Source organism: Ewingella sp. CoE-038-23, assembly GCF_040419245.1.
Lineage (GTDB): Bacteria > Pseudomonadota > Gammaproteobacteria > Enterobacterales > Enterobacteriaceae > Ewingella > Ewingella allii.
This window is the reverse complement of the sequence record NZ_JAZHOH010000001.1, coordinates 3,312,397-3,326,961: the sequence shown is the minus strand read 5'-3', so window position 1 is coordinate 3,326,961 and position 14,565 is coordinate 3,312,397. Positions and strand designations below refer to the sequence as shown.

Annotated in this window: 19 protein-coding genes; all 19 read left to right on the top strand. The window is 54.8% G+C overall.

Annotated features, from left to right (window positions below; genetic code table 11):
• Positions 1–24 precede the first annotated feature (24 nt).
• The 19 genes from V2154_RS15745 to V2154_RS15655 are packed head-to-tail and all read left to right on the top strand — an operon-like array spanning position 25 to position 14,554.
• Positions 25–1,179: a PBSX family phage terminase large subunit gene (locus V2154_RS15745; RefSeq protein ID WP_353503889.1), complete on the top strand. Its 1,155-nt coding sequence runs from the start codon at positions 25–27 to the stop codon at positions 1,177–1,179.
• Positions 1,180–1,181: 2 nt separating this feature from the next.
• A complete protein-coding gene (locus tag V2154_RS15740; protein WP_353503002.1) occupies positions 1,182–2,654 on the top strand; it encodes a DUF1073 domain-containing protein in 1,473 nt (490 codons plus the stop codon).
• Between the two features lie 19 nt (positions 2,655–2,673).
• Positions 2,674–3,264, top strand: coding sequence for a phage head morphogenesis protein (locus V2154_RS15735; protein ID WP_353503001.1), 591 nt, complete (start codon positions 2,674–2,676; stop codon positions 3,262–3,264).
• Between the two features lie 2 nt (positions 3,265–3,266).
• Entirely contained in the window at positions 3,267–4,502 is a 1,236-nt protein-coding gene (locus V2154_RS15730) for a DUF2213 domain-containing protein (RefSeq protein WP_353503000.1), read from the top strand.
• A 9-nt stretch (positions 4,503–4,511) separates the two neighbouring features.
• Entirely contained in the window at positions 4,512–5,006 is a 495-nt protein-coding gene (locus tag V2154_RS15725) for a structural cement protein Gp24 (protein ID WP_353502999.1), read from the top strand.
• Positions 5,007–5,020: 14 nt separating this feature from the next.
• On the top strand, positions 5,021–5,959 hold the full coding sequence (locus V2154_RS15720) for a DUF2184 domain-containing protein (RefSeq protein WP_353502998.1): 939 nt from the start codon (positions 5,021–5,023) through the stop codon (positions 5,957–5,959).
• Positions 5,960–6,001: 42 nt separating this feature from the next.
• On the top strand, positions 6,002–6,370 hold the full coding sequence (locus V2154_RS15715; protein WP_353502997.1) for an STY1053 family phage-associated protein: 369 nt from the start codon (positions 6,002–6,004) through the stop codon (positions 6,368–6,370).
• Entirely contained in the window at positions 6,336–6,740 is a 405-nt protein-coding gene (locus V2154_RS15710) for a DUF4054 domain-containing protein (RefSeq protein ID WP_353502996.1), read from the top strand. Before V2154_RS15715 ends, V2154_RS15710 begins: the two co-directional genes overlap by 35 nt.
• Complete coding sequence (locus V2154_RS15705; RefSeq protein WP_353502995.1) at positions 6,737–7,300, top strand: hypothetical protein; 564 nt, start codon at positions 6,737–6,739, stop codon at positions 7,298–7,300. Before V2154_RS15710 ends, V2154_RS15705 begins: the two co-directional genes overlap by 4 nt.
• Positions 7,287–7,676, top strand: coding sequence for a head-tail adaptor (locus tag V2154_RS15700; RefSeq protein WP_353502994.1), 390 nt, complete (start codon positions 7,287–7,289; stop codon positions 7,674–7,676). Before V2154_RS15705 ends, V2154_RS15700 begins: the two co-directional genes overlap by 14 nt.
• The gene (locus tag V2154_RS15695; protein ID WP_437342007.1) at positions 7,666–8,211 is read left to right on the top strand and encodes a phage neck terminator protein; all 546 of its coding nucleotides are present in this window, start codon (positions 7,666–7,668) and stop codon (positions 8,209–8,211) included. The genes V2154_RS15700 and V2154_RS15695 overlap by 11 nt, the downstream gene beginning before the upstream one ends.
• Positions 8,212–8,214: 3 nt before the next feature.
• A complete protein-coding gene (locus V2154_RS15690) occupies positions 8,215–9,360 on the top strand; it encodes a DUF3383 family protein (protein WP_353502992.1) in 1,146 nt (381 codons plus the stop codon).
• Between the two features lie 9 nt (positions 9,361–9,369).
• Positions 9,370–9,810: a phage structural protein gene (locus tag V2154_RS15685; RefSeq protein ID WP_353500910.1), complete on the top strand. Its 441-nt coding sequence runs from the start codon at positions 9,370–9,372 to the stop codon at positions 9,808–9,810.
• A 3-nt stretch (positions 9,811–9,813) separates the two neighbouring features.
• Entirely contained in the window at positions 9,814–10,239 is a 426-nt protein-coding gene (locus V2154_RS15680) for a phage tail assembly chaperone (RefSeq protein ID WP_353502991.1), read from the top strand.
• Between the two features lie 35 nt (positions 10,240–10,274).
• Positions 10,275–10,430, top strand: coding sequence for a DUF6889 family protein (locus V2154_RS15675; RefSeq protein ID WP_278879049.1), 156 nt, complete (start codon positions 10,275–10,277; stop codon positions 10,428–10,430).
• Complete coding sequence (locus V2154_RS15670) at positions 10,420–12,609, top strand: transglycosylase SLT domain-containing protein (RefSeq protein ID WP_353502990.1); 2,190 nt, start codon at positions 10,420–10,422, stop codon at positions 12,607–12,609. The genes V2154_RS15675 and V2154_RS15670 overlap by 11 nt, the downstream gene beginning before the upstream one ends.
• A complete protein-coding gene (locus V2154_RS15665; RefSeq protein WP_353502989.1) occupies positions 12,609–13,208 on the top strand; it encodes a phage baseplate protein in 600 nt (199 codons plus the stop codon). Before V2154_RS15670 ends, V2154_RS15665 begins: the two co-directional genes overlap by 1 nt.
• Positions 13,209–13,514, top strand: a complete 306-nt coding sequence (locus V2154_RS15660; protein ID WP_353502988.1) for a phage baseplate plug family protein — start codon at positions 13,209–13,211, stop codon at positions 13,512–13,514.
• Positions 13,515–13,516: 2 nt separating this feature from the next.
• Positions 13,517–14,554 carry a baseplate hub protein gene (locus tag V2154_RS15655; RefSeq protein ID WP_353502987.1) on the top strand — a complete coding sequence of 346 codons (1,038 nt, stop codon included), beginning with the start codon at positions 13,517–13,519 and terminating at the stop codon, positions 14,552–14,554.
• Positions 14,555–14,565: the final 11 nt, after the last annotated feature.

Genomic DNA, 14,565 nt, shown 5'->3' with positions numbered 1-14,565 from the left:
ATAGGTTCCGTGCGCTGGCGCTGGATGTACGGCGGTCGCGGTGGCGGTAAATCGGTTGAAATAGCTCGCTCTCTGGTTATTCAGGGCGCGATTGAGCCGATGATCATCCTCTGCGCGCGTGAGTTCCAAAACTCTATTAACGATTCGGTGCTGGCACTGCTGGACGCTGAGATCCATGCGCTCGGTCTCGCTCACTTCTATAAGGTAAAAAACAACGAAATCGAGGGGCGTAACGGCACCCGTTTTGCGTTTAAAGGCTTGCGTAACAACATCCAGAGCATCAAGTCGATGTACGGCATCAAGATTTGCTGGGTGGAAGAGGCGCAGACGGTATCGCAAGACAGCTGGGACACCCTCGGCCCGACCGTTCGCGCCAACAAGTCAGAAGTTTGGGTTTCCTATAACCCGCGCGAGGCGACCGATCCAACGTACATGTTGATGAAGCGCCACGAAGAAGACCCGCCGGACGGTGGAGCTATCATCCGCCAGGTTAACTATCCGGATAATGCCTTCTTCCCTGACGTTCTGCGGCAGGAAATGGAGTACTGCAAGCGCATCGATTACGAGGCATACGAGCATATTTGGCTCGGTTTGCCGCGCGCGATTAGCGAGGCGGTTATCTTCTCCGGCAAGTATCGCGTTGAAGCATTTCCCGATGATTTGTACCTTCAGGCAGATCGACTCTTCTTTGGCGCTGACTTCGGTTTCTCGCAAGACCCATCCACGCTCATACGCTGCTTCATGCTCGATAACTCACTGTATATCGAGTACGAGGCTTACGGCGTGGGCGTCGAGCTGGTCCAAATGGCCCAGTTCTACGACTCAATCCCCGAAGCGCGCAAGTGGCCCATTCATGGCGATAACAGCCGACCGGAGACAATCAGCTACATCGGACAGCAAGGCTTCAACATCGACGCCGCGTCGAAATGGCCCGGCAGCGTGGAAGACGGCATCACTTACCTTCGCAGCTTCGAAACGATAGTCATCCATGAGCGCTGTAAGCACATGATCGACGAGGCGCGCCTCTACTCCTACAAAACCGACCGGCTGACCGGGGAAATCCTCCCGATCATCGTCGATAAACACAACCACTGCTGGGATGCCGTGCGATATGGCCTTGATGGCTACATCACAAGCGCGGATGGCCTTGGCACGTGGGCGAAACTTGGCAGAGGCTGAACATGTCACAAACACAATCTGTCGAGTCGATAAGCATCCCGACCCACGACAGCTACGAAAACTTTGTTGCCCGACTGGGCCTGAACGAGTCGAACCAGTCTGGCGCCAGCACCTACAAGAACAACTGGACGTCGCGTAACCGGCTGCTGGTCGAGCAGGCTTACCGTTCATCATGGCTCGTCGGCGTTGGCGTTGATGCCGTTCCTGACGACATGACCCGCAAGGGCATCACCATCACCTCAAAGCTGGAAGACGGCCGCAAGAAGCAGCTCGACAACGCTTGGGATGAAATGGGGCTGTGGGAGGCACTGAACGACACGCTGAAATGGGCGCGGTTATACGGCGGCGCGGTCGGGGTGATCCTGATTGACGGGCAGAACTATTCGACGCCGCTGCGCATCGAGGCAATCGCGAAGGACTCCTTCAAAGGCATCATGGTGATGGACCGCTGGATGCTCAACGCAGCGACCGAGCAGCGCGTCAAAGAGATCGGGCCGGACTTTGGCATGCCTGAGTTTTACCGCGTAGTGACGTCTGCAACCGGCATCCCGCCGTGGAAGATCCACCACTCGCGGCTAATTCGTTTTGATGGGGTCCCACTGCCATATCAGCAGCGCCTGACCGAAAACGACTGGGGGATGTCAGTTATCGAGCGCTGTTTTGATCGCCTTCTGGCGTTCGACTCCGCGACGACTGGCGTGGCCCAGCTGATTTACAAAGCCCACCTTCGCACGTACAGCATTGAAGGGCTTCGCGGCCTGCTGGCGATGGGTAAAGACAACCCAGCATTTAAAGCGCTGATGGCGCATATGGACATGATTCGCCAGTACCAGAGCAGCGAAGGCATGACGATCATGGACGCCAAGGATAAGTTCGAGGCCCATTCGTATGCCTTCGCCGGGCTAAGCGACGTGCTGGCGCAGTTCGGCCAGCAGGTATCCGGCGCGTTCGGCATTCCTCTTGTCCGGCTGTTCGGCCAATCGCCGGCCGGATTCTCAACCGGCGACACTGATCTCGCCAACTACTACGACAACGTGTCCACTCAGCAGGAAAGAAAGCTGCGCCGTCCTGTGCGCAAGCTTTTTGCCGTGCTGCACATGAGCATGTACTCAACGCCACTGCCCGATGACTTCTCCTTCGAGTTCAATGAGCTGTGGCAGACGCCTGACGGCGAGCGCGCGGAAACGGCCGGCAAGGTGGTTGATGCGACGGTTAAAGCAGTTGATGCCGGGCTTATGACTGAGAAGGCCGGTGCACAACATCTGCAGGAGACGTCACGTGTAACCGGGTTGGGCGGAACTATAAGCGACGAGGATATTGATAATGCCAGCGATCTCCCGCCGCCGAGCGAGAAAGACCTCGATAACATCGAAACCACCGAACCTGAAGCGGGCGGAGCGGCAGCTAAGAACGCAATTACGACAGATAGCCCAGGCAGTCGGAGCCATCGTCGAGGGTTCTTACGATGGTTCTAATGATAGCGTCACCGACATCATGGACCGCTTGGATCGCTACGCTGATTTGATAGAACCATGGGCGCAGTCGGTATCAGAACGCCTGATTGAAACGCTGAAAATTTCCGATGACGCAATGTGGCGTGACCGGTCACTCTCTATTTCAGCTGGGCTGCGCGACATTATGGATAGCAGTACGGGGTCGGTCACCCGCAGCATGATGTCCGAGCAAATCAAACTCTTCAAATCCCTCCCTATAAACGCCGCAGACCGTGTCTACGAAATCCATAACAAAGCCATTGAGGCTGTTGTGTCTGGGGGACGTTCTGCTGATTTGGCGAAAGAAATCATGCGAACGGGCGAAGTCACTGAAGCGCGCGCGCGCCTGATTGCCCGTACGGAAGTCGGACGCGCATCAACCTCTCTGACGCAGGCTCGCTCAACTGCAATTGGCTCTCCTGGTTATGTGTGGCGAACCGCTCATGATGGCGACGTTCGTGAGTCTCACAGAAAAATGGAAGGAAAGTATGTCGACTGGGCAAATCCCCCCACGCTTGATGGGATGACCGGACACGCTGGCCAGTTCCCCAATTGCAGATGCTACTGCGAGGTGGTTATACCGGAGAATTAACGATGCAATATTTCTACACCTCCCGGATCGGCAACAGCCGGTTCGAAATGGCAGACGGTTCGCTGCTCTGCAAAGACGTACCCATTGCGCGCACCGGTATGCAGGCATACGACGAAAGCGAATTGGAAGGCCTGATCGGCGACGAGGATGGCGAGATCGTCGTCACTCGAGACGCTGACGAAGTCTTTCGTCCAGAAACGCTGGCCTCATTCGAAGGTATGGCATTCACCCTCGGTCACCCTAAGGACATGGTTAATCCGGGCAACTGGAAAGACTACGCTCACGGCCATATTCAAAACGTCCGGCGCGGCACTGGCGATCAGGCAGATTTGATGCTCGGCGATATCCATATCAAAACCGCCGAGGGCATTCAAAAAGTGATGGATGGTCAGGACCAGATCTCCATGGGCTACGACGCCGAGTACGAGCAAAGCGGACCCGGCAAAGCACGGCAACACACCATTATCGGTAACCACTGCGCGAGCGTACCCAACGGGCGTGCAGGTATTCGTTGTTCAATCGGAGATAGCAGATTCATGACAACCAAAAATCAGGGCTGGTTAAGCCAGCTGAAACGAGCGATTAAAACCAAGGATGCCGATGGCCTGGCTGAACTGGTTGATAACGCGCCAGCAGAGCTGATCGAGCCAAGCCTTGATTTGGCTCGGGCAGTAAATATTACTATTAACCCAGCGCAGCCCCTGCCACCAGAGAAAGAGCTTGGCGGATTGACTACTGACGAGAACGGAGAAGGCGGCAGCACAGCGGTAGGCGAGCTTGAGAAGAAAGTCGATGCGCTTGCGCTTCTGGTGCAGCAGCTGATTAATCCGGGCACGGCTACCACTGACTCAGACGATCCTGACGAATTGGAAGAAAAGAAGAAAATGACCACCGATGCGGCTTATCAGCAGGGTGTCATTTCGCGTGCCGACCTGATCATGCCAGGCGTTAAACTGCCTGAAGGTGGCAAGCTGGCATCGTTCAAGCGTTCAGTAATGGATGCTGCATTCAAAACGACTGAAGGACACGCGCTTCTGATGCCTTTGGTTGGCGCTGCGCCAGACTTTGCCAAAATGCCGAAAGCGACCCTGGACGCCACATTCATTTCCGCCAGCGAAATTGCAAAGGCGCGGAATAACGCTGTTGTTAACTCAGGGCGTATCAGCGCCTTTGACGCCTCTAATAAAAACTCTCCGGCTGCCCTTAACGCGGCTTACGCAGCTCACTGGAAAAAATAAGGTAAATCAATGACCGCATACCTCTACCGGATGCCAGTAGGCATCGCCGGGGCTATCTCACGCCCGCAAGACCTGACCACCGAGCCGGTAATCCTGAATGCTGCGAATACTTTCAGCTTTTACGGTCTCGCCGGTAAAGACAGCGCGGATGGCAAATTTATCCCGCTTGTGGCATCAGATCCTGCCACCGTGATTACCGGGCTTTACGTCCGCCCGTACCCAACCACATCGACGCCGGATCTGGTTCGTCAGGTTGGTAACACCAGCAACTTCAGCGGTGATGTGATGAAGCGCGGCTATATGACCGTGAACATCGGCAGCACCGCTGTGAATCTGACTAAAGGCTCACCGGTTTACGTGCGCAATGCCAATCCGACGGCCGCCAGCCCGCTGGGCGCAATTCTGGGGGCAGCAATCACCGATGAAACATTAGTACTGCCAAACGCAACATTTACTGGCGCTGGCGATGCTACCGGCAATGCCGAAATCGCTTACAACATCTAAGGGAACCGCTAACTATGTTTACTTTTGACCAAGCCACCGTAGACGGTACCGGCGCGTTCCTGATCGGCGAACTTGAGCGCCTCGATCAGACTCTGAACATGCCTCTGGCGGGGTACACCTGGTCGCGCGATATTCAACTGCGCGAAGACGTCTCTATTGCTGATGACATCAGCTCATTCACCAACAGCTCGTTTGCCGCAGCGGGTACGCCAAATCCTAATGGTAAAAACTGGATTGGTAAGAACTCCACCGCTATCGCGGGTGTGAATCTCGACATTGCCAAAACTGGTTTCCCACTGACTCTCTGGGGGATGGAGCTGGGCTGGACCGTTGTCGAACTGGCCGCCGCTGCCCAAGTAGGCCGTCCGGTAGATACGCAGAAGTTCGATGGCATGCAACTGAAGTGGAACATGGATACCGACGAACAGGTTTATCGGGGCGACAGCCAGCTGGGTGTGAAAGGTCTCTTCAACTACACCGGCGTTTCTCTGGGTAATGCAACAAAGACCTGGGCATCATCCACTAATCAGGAAATCTTGGATTCAATCAACAAGATCCTGACCGATGCATGGATGGCTTCGGGTTATACCCTGGTCCCGCGTGATCTGCGCCTTCCACCAAAGGCGTTCGCGCTTCTGTCACAGCGCATCGTATCCGATGCCGGTAATCAGTCGCTCCTGACCTATCTGCAACAAAATACCATCGCCTTCCATCAGAACGGTGTACCGCTAAATATCTACGCGGTGAAATGGCTTGAAGGCGCAGGCGTAGGGGGTACCGATCGTATGGTGGCTTACACCAATGATAAGAAATATGTCCGCTTCCCGATGGTTCCGCTGCAAAACGTACCGATTCAGTATCGCGGTATCTACCAGCTGACAACCTACTACGGCAAGTTGGGTGCGGTGGAATCGCCATACCCTGAAACCATGGCCTATCTGGACGGCATTTAAACTCCCAAACCAAGCCCCGTCAGGGGCTTAAAGGAACATTTCATGGCTAAAAAAACTATCCGAGTTCATACGCCGTTCAACTTCAATTTTGAAGATGGCGCCAGTCAGCGCTTTGAAACTGGCGAGCATACTGTTGATGATCTTGTGGCGGATCACTGGTTCGTTAAGGCGCACGCCGACATTACTGGTAAAGCAAAGTCGGCTGCTGACACGAAAGAGTTTCAGTCTCAAATCGACAGCCTGACTGCTCATTTGGCCGAGAAGGATAAAACCATCGTCGAACTCCAGACGGTCAGCGAAGAAAAGACCCAGCAGATCGACAGCCTGACTGCTCAGTTGGCGGCTTTACAAGCGCCAGTTGTTGAGGAAGCCAACGATGGCAAGAAATCGAAATCTACCGACAGTAAGTGATTTTCGACGCGACTTTCCCCAGTTCTCCGATGCAACAAAATACCCTGAGACTGTTATTCAGTTCCGCCTCAACCTTGCAGATCTGCTTATTGATGGTTCTGCGATGGCGGAATTGTTCCCCTACATCGTCGAGCTCTTCGTTGCACATTATCTGGCGCTCTACTCGAGCGACAGCAAATCTGCAGCAGTCGGCGGTGCAGGAGGAAGCAACAGCGGTGTTCTCACTTCAAAGTCTGTGGATAAGGTGAGCATGGGGTATGACACCAGCGCCACTTTAAATCCCGACGCGGGCTTTTGGAATAACACGCGCTACGGCTCGGAGTTCTGGCAATACATCTCGATGTTTGGCTTTGGCGGGATCCAGCTATGAAAAGTGGGCTAACGGTGAGAGCTGACAGGAGTCAGGACATTTTGTCTGCGCTTCTGAAATTAACTAAACGGGATGTTCTGGTGGGTATTCCTCAGGCGGCTGATACACGGGAACCGGAGGATGGAGAGAAACCTGGCATCGGGAACGCAGCGATCGGGTATATCAACGAAAAAGGCTCGCCCGCACAGAATATACCGGCGCGCCCTCATCTGACTCCCGGCGTTCAGTCAGTACAGGAACGCACTGTGGACAAACTAAAGTTGGCCGCGACTGCAGCTCTTGAGGGAGATGCAGCTGCAGCTGACCGGGCGTTAAATGCAGCCGGGATGATCGCTGCCGATGGCGTTAAACGATACATGACCATCACCGGTTTCACCCCTCTGGCAGAGAGCACGCTTAAAGCACGTGCCGCTCGGGGGCGAAAAGGTGCCGCAAAAGAACTTGCCAGCCGCGCAGCCGGTAATGCTGCAGACAACGCGAACGCCAGGCCGCTGATAGACCAAGGGCAGTATCGCCGCACCATTACCTATGTCGTGAGGAATAAAAATGCCGAATCTTGATGTGACTGAAATCCTCTTCGATCCTGATTTTGCAGACTTCTCACTGGTCGTGACACGCAACGCTCAGTCTGTTGACGATGACGGTTTTGCGACCAATGCGCCGACAACGTCAACCTTTACCGGAGTCGTGACCGTTGATCGCTCGCTTGAGGCGAGGCGCATGCAGGTAGGGCAGGTGGTAACAGGTGCAATTCTCATTATCACCACGGAGCGGCTCACACAGGGGCAGACGGGCATTGATGCGGATATCGTGACGTACCAGAACCGGGACTACCGCGTAACGTTTGTTGATCCTTATACAGCTTATGGTACTGGTTTTGTTCAGGCGCATTGCGAGCTGCTTCCGTTTGATGGGGGAACGCCAATTGAGCAATGACACCACTACTGCCGGATGGTTGACGCCGACCGGTGAGCCGCCGGATGACGACGAGGCATTAGAGCGAAAACTCAGTCAGTGGTTGCGAGGCTTGTCCGGGTTACCAGCCCAAATGGTTCGCCCTCGCTGGACGCCGACGCAGGCTCCATTACTTCCTCAGGGAACAAACTGGTGCGGGTTCGGGATTATCGATATTTCTGACGATGCCAACCCGGCCTTTAAAAACCAGACCGATGATTCCGCCGAGATGTGGAAGCATGAGCAAATCGAATGCATGGCTTCGTTCTACGGTCCTGGCAGCCAAGGCGTCGGCTCACAGTTCCGCGATGGCCTTAAGGTTTCCCAAAACAACGCGCAGCTCAATGCGCTCGGTCTGTCGCTGGGGTCATACACCAAATTCACCTCGGCACCCGAGCTGATCAATAACCAGTGGGTGCGGCGCTATGACATGACCATCTACTTGCGCCGCAAATTGATCCGCACCTATGGAATCAAAACCTTCCTATCAGCACCTGTTTCCTTCTTCGGAGATTAAACCATGCCACAGGGCTTACCTGTTTCTAATGTCGTCAACGTTGACGTCATCATGTCGCCGACGGCGGCAACGGGGCGCAATTTTGGCGCTTTGCTCATTCTCGGCCCATCCGAGGTTATTCCGATCACCGAGCGCATCCGCCTGTACAGCGGTGCCGAAGATATCGGTACCGACTTTGGCGTGACCAGCGAAGAATACAAAGCCGCCACGGTATTTTTTTCTCAATCACCCGCACCGACTCAGGTTTACGTAGGGCGCTGGGCGAAGACGATCGCTACAGCGGAAACTGGCACACCGGAAACTCTGTTGCAGGCTGTTAACGCTGTCTTGCAGTTTACCAACTGGTACGGCTTGGGCATTGCACACTCCGACGCGCTGGTGGACGCCGACGTATTGTCTGTGGCTACCGCCATCGAATCAGCGAGCGTTTCCCGCATCCTTGCGGTGACCACTCAGGATCCAGACACGCTGGTGACTGCGACAACGACCGATCTTGCGTCGAAGCTGAAAGCAGGCAGTTATGGGCGCACGTTCTGCCAGTATTCATCCTCCAGCAAGTATGCGGCGTTGTCGGCGTTCGGTCGGGCATTTACCGTGAATTTCAACGGCAACAACACCACCATCACGCTGAAATTCAAGCAAGAGCCGACGGTAACCTACGAAACGCTGACCGTCGCACAGGCTGATGCCATTGACGCGAAGGATGCCAACGTCTTCGTTTACTACCAGAACGACACGGCAATCATTCAGCAGGGCGTGATGTCTAACGGCGATTTCTTCGATGAGCGCCATGGCCTCGACTGGCTGCAAAACTTCGTCCAAACCAACCTCTTTAACCTGCTTTATACCAGCACCACCAAGATCCCTCAGACCGAATCAGGCGTCACTCGATTGCTGACCAACGTCGAGCAGTCGATGGATCAGGCTGTTTCTAACGGGCTGGTTGCGCCGGGTGTTTGGAACGGTGGACCGATTGGGCAGGTTAGTCCGGGCGATACGCTGACCAAGGGTTATTACGTTTACGCCAACCCGTTGGCAACGCAGGCGCAGGCAGACCGCGAGAAGCGCAAAGCCCCGGTTATTCAGGTGGCCTGCAAGCTGGCTGGCGCTGTTCACTTCGCAGACGTTCAAATCAACGTCGTTCGATAAGGATAAAAAATGCCAACTTATTCATTTATTGATGTTTCGGCATCTATGTCCGGTCCGACCGGCATTATTGATTTGGGCTACGGTGCGCAGAACGCCGAAGAGGGGATCACCGTTGCGATGGCCGAAGCGAAGAACACCATGACTATCGGCTCTGACGGCGAAGTCATGCACAGTCTGCATGCTGGAAAGGCCGGGACGGTGACCATCACGCTGCTCAAAACCTCTCCGGTCAATAAAAAACTGTCTTTGGCCTATAACGCGCAAAGCCAGTCTTCCGCGCTTTGGGGCAATAACGTTTTTGTTATCCGCAACTCAGCATCCGGTGACTTAGTGACCATTCGCTCAGCAGCCTTCCAAAAACAACCCGACTGGAATAACCCGAAAGTAGCTGGGACGGTCGCATGGGTGTTTGACGGCGGCAAAGTTGACGAACTGTTAGGGGAGTTCTAACCGATGGAATTCGAAATTAAGGGCGTGCAATACCGCATCACTAAGCTGAGCGTTTTCGACCAGTTCAAAGTCTCCCGTAAATTGCTGCCGGTGCTATCCGGCATGCTCTCTGATTTTCAGGCGATCAAAGGTCTGGCCGCAAAAGGTGATGCGGCTAGCATCATGGAAAAGGTGCTGCCGAAAATTGCCCAGTCGCTTTCTGATTTGAGCGACGACGACGCCAACGCGGTGATCTACCCCTGCTTGGCCGTGGCTTCGCGCAAACATCAAAAAGGCTGGGTACCAGTTTTTGCAGGCGGCGAGCTGGCGTTTGACGATCTGGACATGCTCGGCATGCTGCAAATCGTGGGGCGCGTGGTGGGTGATTCGCTGGGAAATTTTTTGCGAGAACTCCCCGCGAAAGGCGCGGAGGAAGCGCCAGCGGATTAACCCTTGAGGCGCTGCCCGGCGGTGAGGACTGGCTGATGCGCCCCGTTAAGGCGGGGTACATCACTTACCCAAACCTGAAGGACGGCACGGTCGATCTCGCTGACATCGCCTTTATGAATGACTGCCTTGATTTGGACGCTGACAACGAGGCGCTGATAGAGCAGTGGAGAGCTGATAACGATGGATGCTGAAACTATTAAGGACTTCCTGATCAGCCTCGGTTTCCAAATCGATGATGCTGGTGCCAAGAAGTTCGACAGCGTAATTGCTGGCGTAACGGCGAACGTTTTTAAAATGGCTGCCGTGGTCGAGGGTGCCGCGCTGACGGTGACGGCGTTCACCGCCAAGATTGCCTCTGGTCTGGATGACTTGTACTGGGCGTCGCAGCGCACTGGCGCAACGGTCGCAGGCATCAAGGCAATCGGGTATGCAGCATCGCAAGCCGGATCCAGCGCGGCAGCTGCGCAAGGCTCGTTAGAAAGCCTCTCCCGCTTTATGCGCAACAATCCCGGCGCCGAAGGATTCTTGAATCGTTTGGGCGTCCAAACGCGGGACGCCAGCGGGAATATGCGCGACATGTCCGCCGTATTCTCCAGCGTTGGCCAGCAGCTTAGCAAGATGCCGTACTACCGCGCCAATCAGTACGCGCAGATGCTCGGCATTGATGAAAATACGTTGATGGCGATGCGTCGTGGGCTGACCGGATTCACTGCTGAATACTCTGCCATGGCAAAGGCGATTGGCTTCAACGCCGATCAGGCTGCCGTGAGTTCTAACCACTTCATGACCTCGCTGCGCGATTTCAGCGCGATGGCGAGCATGGCGCGGGATAAAATCGGCTCTAACCTCGCTGACGGGCTAGCGGGTTCAATTGACAACCTGCGCAAGCAAATCCTCGACAACTTCCCGAAAATAGAAGACACCATCACCCGCGGCGTGAAGGGCATCCTCTGGCTGGCCGACGCCATCGGGCGGGTAGTCTTCCGGCTGATTCAGGCGGCCGGTGATATTCGCCAGTGGTTTAACAACCTCGACAGTGGCACGCAGAAACTGATAGCTGCATTCGGTGGGTTGCTGGTGGCGTGGAAGCTGCTGAATAGCGCTTTTCTGACCTCGCCAATTGGCATGATCACCTTGCTTATTGGCTCGCTGGGTCTGCTCTACGATGACTATAAAACGTGGAAGGAGGGCGGCAAAAGCCTGATTAACTGGGCGGAGTGGGAGCCGGGCATTACCGCCGCGCTAAAGGGCATTGATCAGCTACTGCAAAGCGTCAAAGGTCTGGCGAAAGAGGTTAGTGCGCTGTTTGGCATCGATCCAAAAACGTGGACGGCGAAGTGGGAGTTGGACAGCCTGACCCACCAGTTTGGTGAGCTGGCGAAAATGCTGGACACCATCGGGAAGTTGCTTAATGCCATTCAGGAAGGTCGCTGGTCTGACGTTGCCAAACTGGGAAAAGACCTCTTTACCCAAGGCAAAGATAATCCGTCAGCCATGCCGGGCGTCGAGAAAAATGCGCAAGAGATGCGCGAGAAGGCGATTGGCCTTTGGCAGGACATTAAAAGCCGCTTCAAAGCTGGCGGTTGGTATGAATACCAGCAGCAGAACGGGGAGCCAGATCAGCACGCTCAGTCAGCCCGAAAGATTAAAAACGCCGACCTGTCTGGTACGGTTGCCAGCCAGTTCAATCAAACCGTTGACCGGATAAAAAGCCAGAAATTCGCTGATAGTTTTACCGATGCGCTGCTGCGCTTGGTGAACATGGCCGCCGCTCAGGCCAATAACTCAAGCACTGACTACTCCATGCCCGAAGGCGTCACCGCGCCAAAACCGACAACGGCCGGTGCTGCGCTGCTGGGATGGCTTCAGCCAACATTCAGCAAGCTCGAGGCGCTGTATAAGCTGCCAGAGGGGCTACTGAAAAGCGTGGCTATCACTGAATCGGCTGGCGACCCTAACGCCGTGTCTGGCGCTGGCGCTCAGGGTTTGTTCCAAATCATGCCGAAGACAGGTAAGGATTTGGGGCTGCGTGGCAACGATGCCTTTGACCCGGTTAAGTCAGCGCAGGCGGCAGCCAAATACCTTGCTCAGCTGATGAAGCAGAACGGCGGGGATTTGGATAAAACGCTGGCGTCTTATAACTGGGGAATTGGCAACGTGCAGAAGTACGGCATGGCGCTGGCACCCAAGGAAACACGCCAGTACGTGCCAAAAGTGAAGAGCAATCTTCCGGGCAGCACGCTGAACCAAGAAACTCACATCACGGTTTATGGTGCGACCGATCCGCGAGCTACGGCCAATGAGATAGGTCAGCACCAGACGATAGTTAATTCGCGTGCGAATCAGCAACTGTATAAAGGGCCGGGCTAATGGATATTCTTTCCGTACTTTTTCATCAGCGCTCTCGGCGTATCGGCATCATCATTCCTGACGTTGTGATTTCGGAAAAACACTCGGACGCGCTAGAAATCACCGAGCATCCGGTTGAGGTGCCGACGAATACCGGCGACAGCGCGGCGGGGGCGGGGTTTATTTCTGACCACGCTTACCGTCGCCCTTCGGAGCTGGTGATGGAGGTAGGATTCTCTGGTGGTGGATCCCTGCTGGATGCGAGCTTTCTGGACACGACATCTATCGGGCTTTCTTTGGGGTTAAGCCCAAAAGAGGCTTACCAGAACATCCTCGATTTACAGCAAAGTCGGCAGCCGTTTGATGTCGTCACCGGGAAGCGGCAATACCAAAACATGCTTATCCGAAACTTGGATGTCACGACGGATAAGACCAGCGAAAACGTCTTAATGGCAGTGGTAACGCTTCGCGAGGTGATCACCACCAGAACGCAATCCATTAGCGTTGCCGACAAGGGCAACATGAAGGAGGGCGTAAGCACCTCGGCGGTGCAGAATTCGGGCGTTAAAACGCCCAAGCCTGCAAATTCTTCCATCCTGAATAGTCTCTTCGGAGGGTGAGTGAATATTAATGAAATTCCACTGTCCCCCGACAACCAGACGTTTAGCACCACACTCGCGGGATTAACCCTCACCATGCGCCTTGTGTGGCGCGAGGGCGTGGGCTGGGTGCTGGACTTGCTCGACAACAACGATGCCGGAATAGTCACCGGCATTGCGCTGGTGAGCGGCGTTGATTTGCTCGCGCAATACAGTCACTTGCAACTGGGCTTTAAACTGGTGGTCGGCTGCGATGATGCTGCTCAGGAATACCCAACGAAAACCGATCTCGGTATCAACAGTCACTTGTACGTTCTGACGGAGTAATTATGAGCCTTAACTGGATGCGCCACTTTGAGTTGCAGCTGCTCGATGAGAATGGCGACGGCATTTCGCTGTCCGACCTGAAGGTGACGTTTGAGATTGAAAAAATGCCGAACACCATCTTCAACGGTTTTGTCGGCAACTTCAAAATTTACAACCTTTCCCCGGAGACGCAAAACCGGATCATGGGGAAGGAGTTTAAGCGCGTTCGCGTTATCGCGGGTTACGACGGCCTGAAGGATGCCGCCGGTGATCACCCTGACCAAAATATTGGCCTGATTTTCAACGGCGATATCCGCTTCACGATAGCCGGGAAAGAGAACATCACCGACTCGTGGGTGTTGCTTCAATGCCTCGACAGTTGGGAAGGCCACCTTAACGCCAGCGTTACAACGACGCTGGCCGCCGGTTGGACGTTTGCCGACCTGTTTGCTGTAGGGATGAAATCTTTCGAACCCTACGGCATCACAGCCGGCAGCATACCGGAAATGCCCGATACCGTTTTCCCGCGTGGCCGCGTGGTGTTTCGCTCAACTAGCGTGCTGATGAACGACATTGCAGAGCAGTGCAGGGCGAACTGGTGGTACGAAAACAATCAGGTGAACATCGTGCCGCACACGAAGTACATCCACGAGGCTGTCGTGCTAAACGCGAATACCGGCCTTGTCGGTATGCCCCAGCAGACGATGGGCGCGGGCGTTAACGTGCGCTGCCTGATTAACCCAAACATTAAGCTTGGCGGCCTGATCCGCCTCGACCAGCACTCTGTGTATCGCGCTGCGCTGTCGAATGAGCAAATCGCTGGCACGCAGGGAAGCGGTGGGCGACTACGCGAAACGGACACGAACGGCAACTTCTATGTGGATGGCATCACAGGCGCACAGCCTGCCTCGATTAATACAGACGGTGATTACATTGTAGGCAGCATCAACTATACTGGGGACACTCGCGGGCAAGCTTGGTATATGGACCTGCTTTGTATCGCTAAAGGAGCTGCTGAATTGCAGTCAACGAGCACGTTGAATAAGAGTGCAGGGGTGTAATGAAAAAATTT